Origin of the sequence: Stappia sp. 28M-7 (assembly GCF_014252955.1) — a bacterium.
Lineage (GTDB): Bacteria > Pseudomonadota > Alphaproteobacteria > Rhizobiales > Stappiaceae > Stappia.
In genome coordinates, this window is the sequence record NZ_JACMIA010000003.1 from 1 (window position 1) to 18,503 (window position 18,503).

Annotated in this window: 15 protein-coding genes; 8 read left to right on the forward strand and 7 right to left on the reverse strand. The window is 67.6% G+C overall.

Annotated features, from left to right (window positions below):
- Positions 1–15: 15 nt before the first annotated feature.
- The 4 genes from H7H34_RS22185 to hmgA form a co-directional block, all read right to left on the reverse strand.
- Positions 16–975: an MBL fold metallo-hydrolase gene (locus H7H34_RS22185; RefSeq protein WP_067224581.1), complete on the reverse strand. Its 960-nt coding sequence runs from the start codon at positions 973–975 to the stop codon at positions 16–18.
- Between the two features lie 72 nt (positions 976–1,047).
- The gene (locus tag H7H34_RS22190) at positions 1,048–1,584 is read right to left on the reverse strand and encodes a hypothetical protein (protein ID WP_245165619.1); all 537 of its coding nucleotides are present in this window, start codon (positions 1,582–1,584) and stop codon (positions 1,048–1,050) included.
- Between the two features lie 38 nt (positions 1,585–1,622).
- Complete coding sequence (locus H7H34_RS22195; RefSeq protein WP_120269863.1) at positions 1,623–2,639, reverse strand: fumarylacetoacetate hydrolase family protein; 1,017 nt, start codon at positions 2,637–2,639, stop codon at positions 1,623–1,625.
- A gap of 3 nt (positions 2,640–2,642) precedes the next feature.
- On the reverse strand, positions 2,643–3,968 hold the full coding sequence (gene hmgA / locus H7H34_RS22200; protein ID WP_120269862.1) for a homogentisate 1,2-dioxygenase: 1,326 nt from the start codon (positions 3,966–3,968) through the stop codon (positions 2,643–2,645).
- A gap of 112 nt (positions 3,969–4,080) precedes the next feature.
- On the opposite strand from hmgA, the gene H7H34_RS22205 reads away from it, so the two are divergent.
- Entirely contained in the window at positions 4,081–4,524 is a 444-nt protein-coding gene (locus H7H34_RS22205; protein ID WP_120269861.1) for a MarR family winged helix-turn-helix transcriptional regulator, read from the forward strand.
- 33 nt (positions 4,525–4,557) lie between these two features.
- Here the strand turns inward: H7H34_RS22205 and polA are convergent, their stop codons facing one another.
- The 3 genes from polA to H7H34_RS22220 all read right to left on the reverse strand — a co-directional run bounded on the left by polA (position 4,558) and on the right by H7H34_RS22220 (position 9,324).
- A complete protein-coding gene (gene polA, locus H7H34_RS22210) occupies positions 4,558–7,572 on the reverse strand; it encodes a DNA polymerase I (protein WP_185926780.1) in 3,015 nt (1,004 codons plus the stop codon).
- A gap of 63 nt (positions 7,573–7,635) precedes the next feature.
- Positions 7,636–8,697: an acyltransferase family protein gene (locus H7H34_RS22215; RefSeq protein ID WP_185926781.1), complete on the reverse strand. Its 1,062-nt coding sequence runs from the start codon at positions 8,695–8,697 to the stop codon at positions 7,636–7,638.
- Positions 8,698–8,802: 105 nt separating this feature from the next.
- On the reverse strand, positions 8,803–9,324 hold the full coding sequence (locus H7H34_RS22220) for an FxsA family protein (protein WP_185926782.1): 522 nt from the start codon (positions 9,322–9,324) through the stop codon (positions 8,803–8,805).
- Between the two features lie 331 nt (positions 9,325–9,655).
- Between H7H34_RS22220 and H7H34_RS22225 the strand changes: the two genes are divergently transcribed.
- The 7 genes from H7H34_RS22225 to H7H34_RS22255 all read left to right on the forward strand — a co-directional run bounded on the left by H7H34_RS22225 (position 9,656) and on the right by H7H34_RS22255 (position 18,428).
- The gene (locus tag H7H34_RS22225; RefSeq protein ID WP_120269857.1) at positions 9,656–10,369 is read left to right on the forward strand and encodes a Tim44/TimA family putative adaptor protein; all 714 of its coding nucleotides are present in this window, start codon (positions 9,656–9,658) and stop codon (positions 10,367–10,369) included.
- A gap of 103 nt (positions 10,370–10,472) precedes the next feature.
- A complete protein-coding gene (gene mltA, locus H7H34_RS22230) occupies positions 10,473–11,534 on the forward strand; it encodes a murein transglycosylase A (protein WP_120270197.1) in 1,062 nt (353 codons plus the stop codon).
- Complete coding sequence (locus H7H34_RS22235; protein WP_120269856.1) at positions 11,531–12,118, forward strand: Smr/MutS family protein; 588 nt, start codon at positions 11,531–11,533, stop codon at positions 12,116–12,118. The genes mltA and H7H34_RS22235 overlap by 4 nt, the downstream gene beginning before the upstream one ends.
- The gene (locus tag H7H34_RS22240) at positions 12,115–12,486 is read left to right on the forward strand and encodes a helix-turn-helix domain-containing protein (RefSeq protein ID WP_067224598.1); all 372 of its coding nucleotides are present in this window, start codon (positions 12,115–12,117) and stop codon (positions 12,484–12,486) included. The genes H7H34_RS22235 and H7H34_RS22240 overlap by 4 nt, the downstream gene beginning before the upstream one ends.
- Before the next feature lie 149 nt (positions 12,487–12,635).
- On the forward strand, positions 12,636–15,464 hold the full coding sequence (locus H7H34_RS22245) for a [protein-PII] uridylyltransferase (RefSeq protein ID WP_185926783.1): 2,829 nt from the start codon (positions 12,636–12,638) through the stop codon (positions 15,462–15,464).
- Between the two features lie 79 nt (positions 15,465–15,543).
- The gene (gene murJ / locus H7H34_RS22250; protein ID WP_185926851.1) at positions 15,544–17,154 is read left to right on the forward strand and encodes a murein biosynthesis integral membrane protein MurJ; all 1,611 of its coding nucleotides are present in this window, start codon (positions 15,544–15,546) and stop codon (positions 17,152–17,154) included.
- 269 nt (positions 17,155–17,423) lie between these two features.
- A complete protein-coding gene (locus H7H34_RS22255) occupies positions 17,424–18,428 on the forward strand; it encodes a BMP family protein (RefSeq protein ID WP_120269854.1) in 1,005 nt (334 codons plus the stop codon).
- The last annotated feature ends 75 nt before the right edge of the window (positions 18,429–18,503 follow it).

Sequence of the window (18,503 nt, forward strand, 5' to 3'; positions counted from 1 at the left end):
CGGCGGCGGGTGTCGTCAGCCCTGCAGGGCTTCCCACATGTCCTTGTCGCGCTGGGCCGTCCAGATACGCGGGGTATCGATGCCGAGCGCCTCATCATAGGCGCGCGCCACGTTGAACGGCAGGCAGTGCTCGTAGATGGCGTAGGACGAGAACTTCGGGTCGCAGGAAGCGCGGGCAGCGTCCCAGGCTTCCTTCAGCGAGCCGCCGCGCGTTGCCACCTGCGCCACCGGACGGAAGGTCGAGGTGACAAAATCGGCGGTCGCGTCGAGCGCCGCATTGACCATCTCCTTGCCGACCAGCGCATCGCCCCGGCCCGGCGCGATGGCATCGACGTCGAAGGCGCGGATGCGCTCGAGCGTGCCCGGCCAGTCGCGGAAATGCCCGTCGCCGCAATAGCAGGCGGAGTGGTACTCGACGATATCGCCGGTGAACATGACGTTCTGGTCCGGCACGTGGATGACGATATCCCCGGCCGTATGGGCGCGGCCCAGGAAGCTGAGGTCGACGCGGCGCTTGCCGAGGAAGACGCTCATCTTGTCGGTGAAGGTGGTCGTCGGCCAGGTCAGCGGCGGAATGTCGGCGACATTCTCGTAGCCCTGGAACAGGCGCGGGAAGCGCATGAACTCGGACTCACGGTCCTCCGCGCCGCGCTCGGCGACCATCGAGCGGGCCTTGTCGCTCATGATGATCGTCGGCGCCTGATAGGCGGCCGCACCCAGCACGCGCACGGCGTGGTAGTGGGTCAGCACCAGATGGCTGATCGGCTTGTCGGTGACCTCGCGCACCTTCTCGATCACCTTGCCGGCAAGGCGCGGGGTGGCCTGCGCCTCGACGATCATGACGCTGTCATCGCCGATGATGACGCCGGTGTTCGGATCGCCTTCGGCGGTGAAGGCCCACAGGCCCTCGCCGATCTCGGTGAAGGAGATCTTCTTCTCGGCCATGTCGCCCTGGGAGGCGAATTTCTTGCTCACGGGAGATAATCCTCTTGGTTTGAACGGGTTGGGTCGGCGGAAGCACGGCCGCTCCCGCCGAGGGAGCGGCTCTCAGCCGGCCTCCGCGGCGATGATGTCGAGCTGGTCCTTCAGCGACTGCGCCTCGCCGTCCATCGGCGTGACGATGTCGTCGATGACGGCACGCCCGCCTTCCTCGATGACGAGGAAATGCGCCTCCTGGAAGCCCTGGTACTCCGCCTCGGAGCCGAAGCAGGTCAGGGCACGGAAGCGGGCGACGACGCGCGTCGCCCCGTTTTCCTGACCGGCCGGCGCGATGGAGACGTCCTGCAGCGGGCAGCCGTCCTGCGCGTTGACGACGACATCCCAGTCGAGCGGGGTGCCCATCTCCTTTGCCGATGGCGTGTCCGCCGCCTTGCGGTAGCGGGCAGCCAGATCGGCGCTGTAGAGGCTCGCAAGGCGCTCCTCGGAGAAGTAGTCCTGGAAGTCCTGCGGCGGATCGGCCCAGTTGGCCTCCGCTGCCGCCATGACCGCGCGCACCGGCTCGGTCGCATCGGCGGCCAGCACCGGCGTTGCCGCCGTGCCAAGGGCTAGAGCGGCGATTGCCGCAAGCATCCGCACAGTCTTCATCACGAACTCCCTCCCTCGATTGGCGCCCGTGCGGGGCCTCAGGCCTTCTCGTATTTCTCGACCGTCTGCTCGATGGCGCCGAAGACCGAATGGCCGTCCGCGTCCTGCATCTCGATCCGCACCGTGTCGCCGAAGCGCATGAACGGCGTCTTGGGCGCGCCGTCCTCGATGGTCTCGATCATGCGGATCTCGGCGATGCAGGAATATCCGACGCCGCCTTCGGCAACCGGCTTGCCCGGACCGCCGTCCATCTTGTTCGACACTGTGCCCGAGCCGACGATGGCGCCGGCCGACAGCGGACGGGTCTTGGCTGCATGGGCGATCAGGGTCGGGAAGTCGAAGGTCATGTCGACACCGGCATTGGCCCGGCCGAAGGGCTGACCGTTCAGGTCGACGCGCAGCGGCAGGTGCACCTTGCCGCCGTCCCAGGCCTCGCCCAGCTCGTCCGGCGTCACCGCGACCGGCGAGAAGGCGGAAGAGGGCTTGGACTGGAAGAAGCCGAAACCCTTGCCGAGTTCGGCCGGGATCAGGCCGCGCAGCGACACGTCGTTGACCAGCATGACCAGGCGGATGGCCGCGCGGGCCTCCTCGGGCGTGGCGCCCATCGGCACGTCGCCGGTGATGACGGCGACCTCGCCCTCCATGTCGATGCCGAAGGCCTCGTCGGCCATGCGGATCGGCTCGCGCGGGGCGAGGAAGGCGTCCGAGCCGCCCTGATACATCAGCGGATCGGTCCAGAAGCTCGCCGGCATCTCGGCATTGCGCGCCTTGCGGACCAGCTCCACGTGATTGACGTAGGCCGAACCGTCCGCCCACTGGTAGGCGCGCGGCAACGGCGACAGCGCGTCGTGCTCGTGGAAGCGCAGGCTCGGCACCGCGTCATGCTCGAGGCTCTCGGCGAGCGTCGCCAGCTTCGGTGCGACTTCGTCCCAGTTGTCGAGGGCGGCCTGCAGCGTCGGCGCGATGTGGCTGGCCTCGGTGCAGCGGGTCAGCGACGAGTTGACGACGACGAGCTTGCCGTCGCGGCTGCCGTCGCGAAGTGTAGCGAGTTTCATGGCTTAGTCCCAGTTGCCCTCGAGGGTGCCGTCGAAGCGCTTTTTCAGCTGCGACCAGCAGTCGAGGTAGTTGTCCTGCAGGGTGTCGAGTTCCGCCGCGAAGCGCGTGAGGTGCTGCGGGAAGCGGGTCTCGAACATGAACGCCATGGTGCCCGTCAGCTTCTGCGGCTTCAACTCGGCGCGGCTCGCCTTCTCGAAGCCGTCGGCATCGGGTCCGTGCGGCAGCATCATGTTGTGAAGGCTCATGCCGCCGGGCACGAAGCCTTCCTCCTTGGCGTCGTAGCGGCCGTAGATCAGCCCCATGAACTCCGACATGATGTTGCGATGGTACCACGGCGGGCGGAAGGAATGCTCCGCGACCATCCAGCGCTCGGGGAAGATGACGAAGTCGATATTCGCCGTGCCTTCCTCGCCGGACGGGGCGGTCAGCACCGTGAAGATCGACGGATCGGGGTGATCGAACAGGATCGCGCCGACCGGCGAGTAGGTGGTGAGGTCGTACTTGTAGGGCGCGTAGTTGCCGTGCCAGGCGACCACGTCGAGCGGCGAGGCGTCGAGCTTCGTCTCGTGGAAGCGGCCGCACCACTTCACCACCAGCCGGCACGGACCTTCCTTGTCCTCGAACCAGGCGACCGGCGTCTTGAAGTCGCGCGGGTTGGCAAGGCAGTTGGCGCCGATCGGGCCGCGGTCCGGCAGGGTGAACTTGGCGCCGTAGTTCTCGCAGGCATAGCCGCGCGCCTTGCCGTCCAGCAATTCGACGCGGAACACCATGCCGCGCGGGATCACGCAGATCTCCTTGGGCACCACATCCATCACGCCGAGCTCGGTGGCGATGCGCAGCCCGCCTTCCTGCGGCACGATCAGCAGCTCGCCGTCGGCGTTGAAGAAATACTCGTCCACCATGTCGGTATTGGCGACATAGACATGGCTCGCCATGCCGGCCTGGCCGTTGACGTCGCCGGCCGTGGTCATGGTGCGCATGCCGGTGAGGAACGTCACCGGCGTCTCGGGGATCGGCACCGGGTCCCAGCGCAGCTGGCCGAGCGCCAGCGAATGGTCGTCGACCGCCGGCGCGCTCTTCCACTCGGGCAGGGAGACGGGCGAGAAACGGCCGGAATGCTTGACCGACGGGCGGATGCGATAGAGCCAGGACCGCTCGTTGGTACCGCGCGGGGCGGTGAACGGCGAGCCGGACAGCTGCTCGGCATAAAGACCGTAGGGTGCGCGCTGGGGCGAGTTCTGCCCCTGTGGCAGGGCACCGGGCAGGGCCTCGGTCTCGAAATCATTGCCGAAGCCCGGCATATAGGCCGGGGTGTTCGAAAGCGTCATGCCTGATCCCTCCTGATCCAGACAGTTGATAGTTGCATGTGTAACTGTTTTGTCTGAAACTATCAATGTGCGAACAGCCTGTCGGCTGATTTTGTCCGAAAAGGGGGTCGCGATGACCGGACGCCTGCTGCTCGACGAGTTTCTGCCCTACCGCCTGGTCAGGGCGTCCGAACTGGTCAGCCGGCGTTTCGCCGCCCGCTACCGGGCCACCTACGGCATCAGCCGGCCCGAATGGCGTACTTTTGCCATCCTCGGTCAGCTCGGCAACACCACGGCGACCGAGATCGGCCGCCGCTCGACCATGCACAAGACCAAGGTGAGCCGCGCGGTGGCGGCGCTGGAAAAGCGCGGCTGGCTGTCGCGCGCCACCGACGAGGCCGACCGCCGCGCCGAGCAGCTGGAGCTGACGGAGGAAGGCGCCAAGGTCTATGGCGAGCTGGTGGCGCTTGCGCGCTCGTTCCAGGCCGAACTGCTGCGCGACCTCGGGTTCGAGGCCGCCGACCGGCTCGACGCCGGCCTTTCGGCGGTGGAGAAGCGGTTCATCCGCGAGGGGTGAGCCGCGCCCGCCGGGCGGGCGCGGGCCTGGGCGTCAGTGCGCCTCGTCCCAGTTGTCCGCCGCGCGGGCGTCCACATGCAGCGGCACGGACAGGGTGACCGCCGGCTCGGCCGCCGTCTCCATGACCTCGCGCACCAGGGCGATGGTGGGGTCCACCTCCGCTTCCGGCACCTCGAAGATCAGCTCGTCATGCACCTGCAGCAGCATGCGGGCGGCAAGCCTTGAGGCCGACAACCGGTCCTCCATCCGCACCATCGCCCGGCGCAGGATGTCGGCGGCAGACCCCTGGATCGGCGCGTTGATCGCCGCGCGCTCATAGAAGGCGCGGTGGTTCGGGTTGGAGGTGTTCACCTCCGGATAATGCGCCCGGCGGCCGAAGATCGTCGTCACGTAGCCATTGGCATGAACGAACTTCTTCGTCTCCTCCATGTAGTCGCGAATGCCCGGGAAGCGCTTGAAATAGGTCGAGATGTACTCCGCCGCCTCGCCGCGCGGGATGCCGAGCTGGGCGGCGAGACCGAAGGCGGAGATGCCGTAGATGATGCCGAAATTGATCGCCTTAGCACGGCGGCGAACCATCGGGTCCATGCCCTCGATCGGCACGCCGAACATTTCCGAGGCGGTCATCGCGTGGATGTCCAACCCTTCGGAAAAGGCCTGCTTGAGCTGGGAGATGTCCGCCATGTGGGCAAGCACGCGCAGCTCGATCTGGCTGTAGTCGGCCGAGACCAGCTTCATGCCCTTTTCGGCAATGAAGGCCTTGCGGATCTTGCGGCCCGCTTCGGTGCGGACCGGGATGTTCTGCAGGTTCGGCTCGGACGAGGACAGGCGGCCGGTCGTCGTCGCCGCCAGCGCGTAGGACGTGTGCACGCGCCCGGTCTGCGGATTGACGAAACCGGGCAGCGCGTCCGAATAGGTGGACTTGAGCTTGGAAAGCTGCCGCCATTCGACGATGCGCGAGGGCAGCTCGTGCCCTTCGGCTGCCAGGTCGTCGAGCACGGAGACCGAGGTCGACCAGGCGCCGGTCTTGGTCTTCTTGCCGCCGGGCAGGCCCATCTTGCCGAACAGGATGTCGCCGAGCTGCTTCGGGCTGCCGATGTTGAAGCTTTCGCCGGCAAGCTCGTGGATCTCGGATTCCAGCGCCGCCATGCCTTGCGCGAAATCACCGGACAGGCGCGACAGCATCTGCCGGTCGATGGAGATGCCGCGCTCCTCCATGCGGGCAAGCACCGGCACCATCGGCCGCTCCAGCCGCTCGTAGACGCCGGCCATGTGCTCCGCCGCAAGCCGCGGCTTGAGCACCTGCCACAGGCGCAGGGTGACGTCCGCATCCTCCGCCGCATAGGCGGAGGCCTTGTCGAGCGGCACCTTGTCGAAGGTGGTCATCGACTTGCCCGAGCCGGCGACCTCCTTGAACGGGATCGGCGTATGGCCGAGCCAGCGCTCGGACAGCGCGTCCATGCCGTTGCCGCCCTTGCCCGCATCCAGCGCATAGGACAGCAGCATCGTGTCGTCGAAGGGAGCGACCTCGATGCCATGGCGCTTCAGCACCAGCCAGTCGTATTTGAGGTTCTGCGCGATCTTGAGGACGCCGGGGTCCTCCAGCAGCGGCTTGAGCACGGCGAGCGCCTCGCTCATCGGGATCTGGCCGGGGATCAGCCCGCCGCCGCCCAGGAGGTCGCCCTCGCCGTCCACATGGCCGAGCGGGATGTAGCAGGCGCGCCCGGGCTGCGTCGCCAGCGACACGCCGACGAGATCGGCCTGCATGGCATCGAGCGATGTGGTTTCCGTGTCGACCGCCACATGGCCGAGCTCGGTTGCTTCCGCCACCCAGGCCTTGAGCCGGTCGAGATCCATCACCGTCTCGTAGCCGGACGGGTCGACCTTCTGGGTTACGGCCCGTTCGGCAGCGGTCTCGGCAACCGCCTGCGGGCGCCACAGCCCGCCCTCGCTTGCCGCGGCAGCAGCGGGTGCCGGCGCCGTGCCGACGGTCGGCGCTGCGCTGCCGGGAGCGGCGCTCTCCGGCTGGGCCCCGGGGCCGCCCTCCATCATCCGGCCCTTGCCGTCGGGCTCGTGCCAGCCGCGCACGACGAGGCTCGCCGGCTCGACGCCGGCAATGTCGAGGCCGGTGACCTCGCCGACCCGGCGGGTCAGGGTGGTGAACTCCATCGCCTTGAGGAAGGCGATGGCGCGGGCGCCGTCGAGTCCGTTGACGGTCAGCGCCTCGACCGGCTGCTCGACCGGCACGTCTTCCTTCAGCGTTACCAGCTGCTTGGAGATGCGCGCCTGGTCGGCGAAGGCGATAAGGTTCTCGCGGCGCTTGGCCTGCTTGATCGTGTCGGCCTTAGCCAGCAGGGCTTCCAGGTCGCCGAACTCGTTGACCAGCAGCGCGGCGGTCTTCAGGCCGATGCCAGGCACGCCGGGCACGTTGTCGACGCTGTCGCCCGCCAGCGCCTGCACCTCGATCACCTTGTCCGGACCGACGCCGAATTTCTCGAACACCTCGGCCTCGCCGAAGATCTTGTTCTTCATCGTGTCGATCATGCCGATGCGCGGACCGATCAGCTGCATCAGGTCCTTGTCGCCGGAGGCGATGGTGACGCGCGCGCCCGCCGCCGCCGCCGCACGGGCATAGGTGGCGATCAGGTCGTCGGCCTCGAAGCCTTCCTGCTCGATGCAGTGGACCGAAAAGGCACGGGTGGCCTCGCGGATCAGCCCGAACTGCGGGATCAGGTCCTCCGGCGGCTCCGGGCGCTGGGCCTTGTACTGGGGATAGATCTCGTTGCGGAACGTCTTCGCCGAATGGTCGAAGATCACCGCCATATGGGTCGGCTCATCGCCCTTCTCCGGCGTCAGCCCTTCCTGCAGCAGCTTCCACAGCATGTTGCAGAAGCCGGAGACCGCGCCGACCGGTAGGCCGTCGGACTTGCGCGTCAGCGGCGGCAGCGCGTGATAGGCGCGGAAGATGAAGGTGGAGCCGTCGACCAGGATCAGGTGGTCGTCGGCGGTGAGGGCGGAGGCGGCTTCATTCGACATGGCGCGGATCATGCCCGCGTTGGCCGCGCGAGAAAAGCCTGCTTCTCGCGCCCTGCCCCGCTTATTTCACCTGTCTCATTCCGCCGCCTGGGCGACCGGGCGACGCGGCGGGTCGCGCTCCAGCCGTGCCCAGCCGGGCCGGCGGAACAGGAACCAGCCATAACCGGTGCGTTCGATCATCCACAGCAGCACCAGCGGGGCGATGACGCCGGCGGCGGTGACGATCACGGAGATCGTGCCGATATCGGGAATGATGCCTGTCTTCAGCAGCACGACGCGGGTAACCGCCATGGGGAAGAAGAAGGCGAGATAGATGACGATGGAGTTGCGCCCGCAATAGGCGAGCGGCGTGGACGCACCCGCCTGGGTCAGCAGCGCCGAGGTGACGATCACCGCCAGCGCGCCGGCGGTGCCGAGCGCCAGGCTGACCAGGGGCAGGTCGGCAAGGCCGTTGAACACCAGGAGGCCGTTTACGACGCCCCAGGCCAGCAGGCCGGCGATGCCCACGGTCATGTTGCGGCGGGCCCAGTCGGCCAGCGTGAAGGCCCGGGTGGCGAAGATGTAACCGGCGTAGAAATAGACGTAGCGCGAGCTGAACTCGTCGATCAGCACCGAGCCGGTCGAGATCGGGGCGACCTGCAGCAGGGCGGCTGCGGCCAGCACCAGCTGCCACGGTACGCCGCGGTCGTGCAGCACCTTGGTGACCACGAACATCACCGGCAGCATGTAGATGAACCACAGCGTGCCGAAGGGCTGCACATAGGCGAGAAGATATTCGCTGAAAACGCTGCCCCAGCCGGTTTCGGCGGCCATCGGCGGCGCCTTGACCACGAACTGGATGGTCAGCCAGAGCACGTAGAAATAGGCGAAGTGGACGACCTTGCGGTCGAGATAGCGGCGCCAGGGCCGGTCGATAACCAGCGCCAGGAACAGGCCCGAGATCATGAAGAAGTCCGGCATGCGGAACGGGCGGGCGAATTCCACCACAAGTCCCATCCAGCCTTCCAGGCCGGCGGATTTCTCGACGCCCAGCGTCGAATGCATCATCACGACGAAGATGATGCAAAGCCCCTTGGCCGTGTCGACCCAGTCGACGCGCCCGCTGGCGGCGGCAATGTCCCTCTCCCGACCGGTCATGTCGTCCAGCCTCCTGCTTGTCTTCCCCGAGCGGGCACCTTGCAGAAAGCGGGTATATCGCGGGTTAACCCGATCTCACGATTTGGTGAGGCGGCTCGCCGCGCGTCAGGAACGGTCGTTCCGGCCGTCGCCGATCTCTCCCCGCCACGGCGAGGAGCCGTTCGGTCCGCCCTTGCCGTTGTCGTCGAGGTCCGCCCAGTCGTCGCGGTCGAGATCGACCACGCCCTCGCCCTGGCTTTTCCGCCGGGCACCGGCCCGCACCACGGTCACCCGCGCGTTGCGCACCATGATCCGGGCGATGGCCGCCCGCAGCGGCGGCACGAAAAGGAGCAGGCCGAGCGCATCGGTAAGGAAGCCGGGGATCAGCAACAGCACGCTGGCGACGACGATCAGCGCGCCCTGCATGATATCCTCGCCGGGCACCTGGCCGCGATCCATCTCGGCGCGCACGCGCCGCAGCAGCGACAGGCCCTGCAGTCGAAGCATCAAGCTGCCGGCGACCGCCGTCGCGATGGTCAGGAGCACCGTCGGCACCGCGCCGATTTCCGAGCCGACCTCGATGAAGACGAGGATCTCGAGAAGGGGGAGGCCGATGATGGCGAGAAGGATGAACAGTCCGATGGGCATGGCGTGCGTGACAGTGTCCCGTGGGGTTGCGCGTTCAGGTTCCGTATCCCGCGCACTCGCGATGCCGTCGCGGGAACATTGCCCTCAGTTAGGGACCAAATGACGCGAATGCGAGCTTTATGTGCTATCGGACGACGAAAACTGCGTCCGACACTTGTGTTGGAGGCTGGATGTTGGTTCAAGGGGGCTTACATAAGCTACGATGGGCGATGCTGCGGCTTGCCCTGCGGGGCCGCCGGTATCGGCCCGCCGCGGATGCCGCAACAAGCCAGACGGGCGGAATGCCGTGACCGCGTCTGCGACGCACCCGGCCGGATGTGAAACGGATCATATGTTCAACGACATCACCACTATCATCTTTCTGGTCCTGGCGGTCGTGATCTTCTTCAGGCTGCGCAGCGTGCTTGGTCGGCGCACCGGCAACGAGCGCCCGCCCTTCGATCCCTATTCGGCGCCCGAGCGCGACAACCGCGCCGGTGCCCCGGCCCAGGACGACAACGTCATCCCCTTGCCCGGACAGACGGCCCCCCAGGGCGGCCCCTCCCAGGCGCCGGCGGCCGCGACCCTCGACAAGGTTGCGCCGGAGGGAAGTGCTCTCAACCAGGCGCTGCGGCAGATCCTGTCCGCCGACCGCTCGTTCGAGCCCCAGGGCTTCCTGCAGGGCGCCCGCGCGGCCTACGAGATGATTGTCACCGCCTTTGCCAATGGCGACCGCAAGATGCTCAAGAACCTTCTCTCCAAGGAGGTCTACGAGGGCTTTGTCGCGGCGATTTCCGACCGGGAGTCGCGGGGCGAGACGATCGAGTCCACCTTCGTCGGCATCGAGAAGGCGGACATCGTCGAGGCGGCGCTGAAGGGCACGACCGCCCAGGTCACCGTCAAGTTCCGTTCGGAGCTGATCTCCGCCACCCGCGACCGCAACGGCGCCATCGTCGACGGTGATCCCAACGCGGTCAGCGAAGTCACCGACATCTGGACCTTCGCCCGCGATACCACGTCGCGCGATCCCAACTGGCGTCTGGTGGCGACCGAATCGGTCGAGTAACTTGCGTGCCGCCGGCCGGATGGCCCGCGCTGCCGGCCTGGCGGCGGCACTGCTTGCCGGCATCGCTGCGGCGGGCCCGGCTCTGGCGCGCGGAAAACCCCTCATGCTGTCTGCGCCCCTGACTTTCGCGGAGCTTCCCGGCTGGGCCGGCGACGACCACCGCGCCGCCCTGGCTGCGTTCCTGCGCCATTGCCGGGACCGGGCGGCAGATCTCCCCGCGGATCTGGCGCGGCTGTGCGCGCCGGCACAGGCCGCCTTCGACAGCGGCGGGACGCAGGCGGCTCGCACCTTCCTGGAACAGCACTTCGAGCCGCGCCGCATCCTCGCCGACGGCTTCGTCACCGGCTATTTCGAGCCCGAGTACAAGGGTTCGCGTCACCGGGGCGGCGGCTACGACACGCCGCTTCTGGTTCGGCCGCCGGAGCTTGTGCCCCTGGCCGGCCGGCCGGCGCCGGAGGGATTGCCCAAGGATGCGCCCTTTGCCTTTTCCAGCGGCAACGGCCACCTGGTCGCACCGCCCGACCGGGGGGCGATCATGGACGGGGCGCTGGCCGGCCGGGGCCTCGAACTTGTCTGGCTGGCCGACCCGGTCGATGCGTTCTACGTCCATGTGCAGGGCTCGGCCCGCATTCGCCTGCGCGAAGGCGGCAGCCTGCGTGTCGGCTATGCCGGCAAGACCGGGCACCCCTACAGCGCTATCGGCCGGGTTATGATCGAGCGCGGCCTTGCCGAGCCCGGCACCGTCACCATGCAGGTGCTGCGCAAGTGGCTGTCCGAAAACCCCGACGAGATCGACGGGGTCCTGCGCCGCAACCGCTCCTACATCTTCTTTCGCGAGGTAACGGAGGCGGGCGAGCACGAGGGACCGGTCGGGGCCGCCGGACTGCCGCTGCTGCCCGGCCGCAGCCTTGCCGTCGACGCCGCGCATCACGCCTATGGGGCGCTGGTCTTCGTTTCCGCCGATCTTCCCTCCGGCCCGGAGGGCGCGCGCGAAGCTTTCCGCCGGCTGATGATCGCCGAAGACACCGGATCGGCCATTGTCGGCCCGGCGCGGGGCGACATCTTCTTCGGCTCGGGCGAGGAAGCTGGAGAACAGGCCGGCCGCATCCAGCACCGGGCGGACATGGTGCTGCTCGTGCCGCGCGGGCGGGAGGCAAGGCCGTGAGCCGGCGCCGTGGCCGCCAGCCGTCGCCCGAGGAACGGCGCCTGTGGGAGCAGGTGACGGCCGATGTCGATCCGATTGCCCCGCGAGGGCGTGCGCGCGCCGAGGCCCCCAGCGCCGAGCCGGACGAAACGCCTGCCCCGGTGCCGACAGCGGCCCTGCCGGCCGGCCCTGCCTCATCCGGCGCATCCGCGCTGCGCCCGCCCGCCCCGCCGTCTCCTCCGCCCCTGTCGCCGCTCGAGCCGCGCCAGCGCCGCCGCATCGCCCGAGGCACCCGCGCCATCGACATGCGCATCGACCTGCACGGCCTCACCCAGGCGGAGGCGCATGTGCGCTTGCGCGGTTTCCTGTCCTATGCCCAGTCGAGCGGCGCGGCCCTGGTTCTGGTGATCACCGGCAAGGGCGCGCCTGGCGGCAGCCCGGTGGCCGGCGAGCGCGGCATCCTGCGCCGCGTCGTGCCGCAATGGCTGTCCTTCCCCGAATTCCGCCCCTTGGTGGTGGGTTTCGAGGAGGCGCATGCCGCCCATGGCGGCGGCGGCGCGCTCTATGTCAGGATCCGCAAGAGCGGAAAGTGGGGGGGACGATGACGCCGTTCGGCGCGAAGCTGCGCGAGCTGCGCAAGAAGCGCGGCATCACCCTGTCGGAAATGGCCGAGGCGCTGGGCGTTTCGGCGGCCTATCTGTCGGCGCTCGAGCACGGTAAGCGTGGCCGCCCCACCTGGTACACGGTGCAGCGGATCATCGCTTTCTTCAACGTCATCTGGGACGAGGCGGAGGAGCTGCAGCGCCTCGCCGAGATCTCCGATCCGAAGGTGTCGATCGACACGGCCGGCCTCCAGCCCGAAGCGACGGAGCTGGCCAATTTGCTGGCGGCGAAGATTTCCGGCCTGTCGCGCGACAGTCTGGCCCATCTGTTGCATCAACTGCGCGTCGCGGCGGCGCGGGACCGGATCTAGGGTCCCGGGCACGGACTTTCGTTCTCTTGCTGCGCCCCTTGAGCGGCGCGGGCGGCAGGCGTAGGGTCCGCAATCGCTGCCGCAGGCAAGGCGTCACGCCGGCATGGTGCCCGCGCGACGCTGCGGCAAGAAGGACTGCGCTGGAAGTGATGACGCCGAAGACCCCCGTCCGTAACGCCGACCCGTTCGCCGATCTGATCGACGCCGATGCCCTGCGTCACCGGCTGACGGCGCTGACCGCGGCGAGCGACGGCGACGGCTCCGATCTCACCGTTCGCGGCCATGTCCTCAACGAGCTGAAGACGGCAATGCGCGATGCGCGCACCCGCGTGGAGGAACTGCTCTTCGCCGATGGCGGCGGCACGCTCTGCGCCCAGCGGCTGAGCCATGTGCAGGACGAGATCCTGCGGGTGATCTTCGATTTCGCCATCCACCACGTCTACCGGGTCAAGAACCCGTCCGCGGCCGAACGCATGTCCATCGTCGCCGTCGGCGGCTATGGCCGGGGCACCCTGGCGCCGGGCTCGGACGTCGACCTATTGTTCCTGCTGCCCTACAAGCAGACGCCCTGGGGCGAGCAGATCGTCGAATACATTCTTTACATGTTGTGGGATCTCGGCCTGAAGGTCGGCCACGCCACGCGCAACATCGACGAGTGCCTGCGCCTCGCCCGCACCGACATGACGATCCGCACCGCGCTGCTGGAGGCGCGCCATGTGTGGGGCGAGGAGCCGCTGACCGACGAGCTGATCGAGCGGTTCGACAAGAGCGTCGTTGCCGGCAGCGGCCCGGAGTTCATTGCCGCCAAGCTCGCCGAGCGCGATGCCCGCCACACCCGGCAGGGCACCTCGCGCTATCTGGTCGAGCCCAACGTGAAGGAGGGCAAGGGCGGCCTGCGCGACCTCAACACCCTGTTCTGGATCTCCAAGTACTTCTACCGCGTGCGCTCCGGCTCGGGTCTGGTGAAGGCCGGGGTCTTCACCCGCTCCGACTTCCAGCGCTTCAAGAAGGGCGAGGACTTCCTCTGGGCGGTGCGCTGCCACCTGCATTTCCTCACCGGCAGGGCGGAGGAACGCCTGTCCTTCGACGTCCAGCGCGAGATCGCCGTGCGCCTCGGCTACACCCAGCATCCGGGGATGAAGGACGTCGAGCGCTTCATGAAGCACTATTTCCTGGTCGCCAAGGACGTGGGCGACCTGACCCGGATCTTCTGCGCAGCGCTGGAGGAGCAGCACGCCAAGGCGCCGCAGCCGCTATCCAAGCTGATCGACCGCATCGCCTCGCGCGCACGCCGCCAGATCCAGACCGGCACGCCCGACTTCGTCATCGACAAGGGGCGCCTGAACACCGTCTCGGACGCGGTGTTCGAGAAGGATCCGGTGAACCTGATCCGCCTCTTCGCCATTGCCGACCGTCATGCGGTGATGCTGCATCCGGAAATGCTGAAACTGGTGCGCCGGTCGCTGAAGCTCATCACGACCCAGGTGCGCGAGGACCCGGAGGCGAACCGGCTGTTCCTGCAGGTGCTGACCTCGCGCAACGATCCCGAGACCGTGCTGCGCAAGATGAACGAGACCGGCGTGCTCGGCCGCTTCGTGCCCGACTTCGGCAAGGTCGTGGCGATGATGCAGTTCTCCATGTACCACCACTACACGGTGGACGAGCATCTCATCCGCTCCATCGGTGTGCTGGGCGAGATCGAGCGCGGCGAGGCCGGCGAGGACCATCCGCTCTCCACCGATCTGATCAAGACGATCCAGAACCGCAAGGTCCTGTTCGTCGCCATGTTCCTGCACGACATCGCCAAGGGCCGACCGGAGGATCACTCCATCGCCGGTGCGCGCATCGCCCGCCGCCTGTGTCCGCGCCTCGGTCTGACGCCATCGGAGACGGAAACCGTCGCCTGGCTGGTCGAGCATCACCTCGACATGAGCACGATCGCGCAGTCGCGCGACCTTGCGGACCGCAAGACGATCGAGGATTTCGCCCGCGAGGTGCAGAGCGTCGAGCGGCTGAAGCTTCTGCTGATACTCACCGTTGCCGACATCCGCGCCGTCGGGCCGAATGTCTTCAACGGCTGGAAGGGTCAGTTGCTGCGCACGCTCTACTACGAATGCGAGCCCGTGCTGACCGGCGGCCACAGCCTGCTGCCGCACGACATGCGGGTCGAGGCGGCCAAGCGCGAACTGGCCGAGGCGCTGGGCGCCTGGCGCAAGGAAGAACTCGGCGCCTATCTGGAGCGGCATTACCCGGCCTATTGGCTGCGGGTGCCGCTGGAGCGCAAGATCGCCGACGCCGAGATGATCCTCGCCGCCGACCGGGCCGGAACCGGCTTTTCCTCGCGCGTCGTCACCCACGCCTTCGAGGGGGTGACCGAGATCACCGTGCTGGCGGCCGACCACCCGCGGCTGCTGTCGACCATTGCCGGGGCCTGTTTCGTCGCTGGCGCCAACATCGTCGATGCGCAGATCGACACCACGACCGACGGTTTCGCCCTCGACACGATCTACATTTCCCGCGAGCTGCCGGGAGATGACGACGAGATCCGCCGTGGCGAGCGCGTCTGCCGGCTGATCGAGAAGGCGCTGCGCGGTGAGGAGCGGCTGCCCGACAGCGTTGCCCGCAAGGCGGCATCGCGCGGCCGGGTGAAGGCGTTCCGCGTCGAGACCGAGGTGCTGGTCAACAATTCCTGGTCCAACCGCTACACGGTGCTGGAAATCTCGTGTCTCGACCGGCCCGGCTTGCTCTATGACCTGACGCGGGCGATCTCCGGCCTCAATCTCAACATCAATTCAGCTCATATCGCGACCTTCGGCGAGCGGGCGGTCGACGTGTTCTACGTCACCGACCTGACCGGCCAGAAGATCGGCAATATCGGCAGGCAGGACGCGATCCGCGAACGTCTGCGCGAGGCGGTCGAGGGGGAGGCGGTGGAAGAGCCGATCCGCCGCCGGCCGCGCCGCGCCGGCATTGCCTGATGAGACTTCCGAACGACTGCCTGCGTTCGACATGCCTTCCCGTCCCCTTTGAACGGAACTTCCGCCCATGGCCGGCTCGATGAGTCTCCTGCGCAACTTCGTCACCGTCGGCGGCGCCACGATGGCGAGCCGTGTCCTCGGCTTCGTCCGCGATGTGATGATCGCCGCCTTCGCCGGCGCCGGTCCGGTGGCGGATGCCTTCTTCGTCGCCTTTCGCCTGCCCAACCTGTTTCGCCGGCTGTTCGCGGAAGGGGCGTTCAACTCCGCCTTCGTGCCGCTGTTTGCAAGGGCGGTGGAGGAAGGGGGCGATGAGGGCGCGCGCCGCTTTGCCGGCGAGATCATGGCCGCGCTGCTTTGGACGCTGCTGGCGCTGACCGCCATCGCCTTCATTGCCATGCAGGGGCTCGTCTTCCTGCTCGCTCCCGGCTTTACCGAAGACCCGTCGAAGTTCGACCTTGCGGTGCTGCTCTCGCGCATCACCTTCCCGTATCTTTTGTGCATGTCGCTGGTCGCGTTCCTGTCCGGCATCCTCAACACCTATCGGCGTTTCGCCGCCGCCGCGTTTGCCCCCGTGGTCCTCAACCTGGTGATGATCGCCGTCCTCACGGGCATCTGGTATGCGGGGCTGGAGCCGGGCACGACGCTCGGCGTGGTACTGGCCGGCGGTGTTGCGGTTGCAGGTTTCGCCCAGCTGGCGCTGCTTGTCGTTGCCGTGCGCCGCATGGGCTTTTCCGTGCCGTTCCGACGTCCGCGCCTGACCGCCGGCGTGCGCCGGCTGTGCAAGCTCGGCGTGCCGGGCGTGCTGGCCGGGGGCATTACCCAGATCAACATCGTTGTCGGCACCGTGATCGCCTCGGCCCAGGCCGGCGCCGTCTCCTATCTCTATTACGCCGACCGCATCTACCAGCTGCCGCTCGGTGTCGTCGGTATCGCCATCGGCGTGGTGCTCCTGCCTGACCTGTCGCGCTCGCTGCGCGCTGGGGAGGACGGCGAGGCCAACGGCACGCTCAACCGGGCGATGGAATTCGCTCTCGCTCTGACCCTGCCGGCGACCGTTGCGCTGATCGCGGTGCCCGAGCCGATCGTCTCGGTGCTCTTCCAGCGCGGCGAGTTCGGCGCGGAGGCGGCGAGCGCGACAACGGCCGCCCTGATCGCCTTTGCCTTCGGCCTGCCGGCCTTCGTGCTCAACAAGGTGTTCTCGCCGGGCTTCTTCGCTCGCGAGGACACGGTGACGCCGATGTGGTTCGCCGGCATTGGCATGGCGGTCAACGTGATCGGCGCACTGGCTCTGGCGCCGATCCTCGGCCATGTCGGCATTGCGCTGGCCACGTCGCTGGCCGGCTGGGTCAATGCCGGCCTGCTGGGTGCGGCCCTGTGGCGGCGCGGCCATTTCCGCATGGATCGGGGCGCGCGCCGAAGGCTGCCGCTGTTGGCGCTTGCCAGCCTTGCGATGGGCGTCGGCCTGCTGCTGGGCGACTGGCTGATGGCGCCGCTGATCGGCGCACCTTCTGTGCTGGTGCGCTTTGTCGCCCTCGGCCTGCTGGTGCTGGCCGGCATGGTGCTGTTTGCCGGCTTCGTGCAACTGACCGGCGCGGTCGATCTGAAGGGCTATGTTGCCCGCGCCAGGGCCGCCAGGGCCCGCCGCCGCGCGGCTCCCCCGCCGCAGGCGCCGGAAGACCCGCTCGGATAGGCTGCAGGGCGACCTGCAGTGCAAGGTCAGGGGGAGGCCGGTTGCCGCGCGAAAAAGCGAAGCCGGCTCAATTTTTGACCAAACGATCAAAATTTGTCCATTTGTTCAAGAAAGCGCTGCGGCCGGCATCTGCCTCCATTGTGGGCGTGCCTGGAATGTGGTCCAATTTGCCCCGCCGCGCGAAGAGCCGCCCACGCGCCTTCGCCGGTCGATGCACACCGGCCCGTGCCTGTCGCGCATGAGCGCCGCATCCTGCGAGGGGGAGTCAGATGACAATCAACGATCATTTCGCCTGGACGCGACGGGCCGTCCTCGGACTTGTCGCATCGCTTGCCGTCATGGCGGGCGGCCTGCCGGCAATGGCCAAGGACAAGCCGTTGAAGGTCGCGGCGATCTACACCGTGCCGGTCGAGCAGCAATGGGTCGGACGCATTCATCAGGCGCTGCAGGCGGCCCAGGCGCGCGGCGACGTGACCTATACCTACTCCGAGAACGTCGCCAACACGGACTATGAGCGCGTCATGCGCGAATACGCCGAAGGCGGTATGGACCTGATCATCGGCGAGGCCTTCGCCGTGGAGCGCGCGGCCCGCAGCGTGGCGGCCGAGTATCCCGACATCGCCTTCCTGATGGGCTCGTCCTTCGGTCCGGCACAGCCGAACTTCGCCGTCTTCGACAACTGGATCCATGAGCCGAGCTACCTGACGGGCATGATCGCCGGCAAGGCGACCAAGTCGAACGTCATCGGCATGGTCGGCGGCTACGCGATCCCGGAGGTTAACCGCTTGATGAACGCCTTCATGGAAGGCGCGCTGGCGGTCAATCCGGACGTCAAGTTCCTCGTCACCTTCATCAACTCCTGGTACGACCCGCCGAAGGCCAAGGAGTCGGCGTTCGCGATGATCGACAAGGGCGCGGACATTCTCTACGCCGAGCGCTTCGGCGTTTCTGACGCGGCCAAGGAGAAGGGCATCCTGGCCATCGGCAACGTCATCGACACGGCCGGCGACTATCCCGGCACGATCCTCGCCAGCGCCCTTTGGCACATGGAGCCGACCATCGACCGAGTGATCGAGGCCGTGGCCACCGACAGCTTCGAGCCTTCTGATTACGGCCAGTTCTCCTTCATGTCCTATGGGGGCGGCAGCTTCGTCGTCGACGAGAGCCTTGCCGATGCGGAGGCCGTCAAGGCTGCCCGCGAGAAGGAGAAGGAAATTCTCGACGGGCTGTTCCGCGTCAACGTCAACGACGCCGAGCCCAAGTCGACGATGTGATCATCTGATCGCGGCCCGCCCCCTGTTCTCGGCACGAGATCGGGGGTGGGCCGTCCTTTTGTCCTGCCCTGCCCC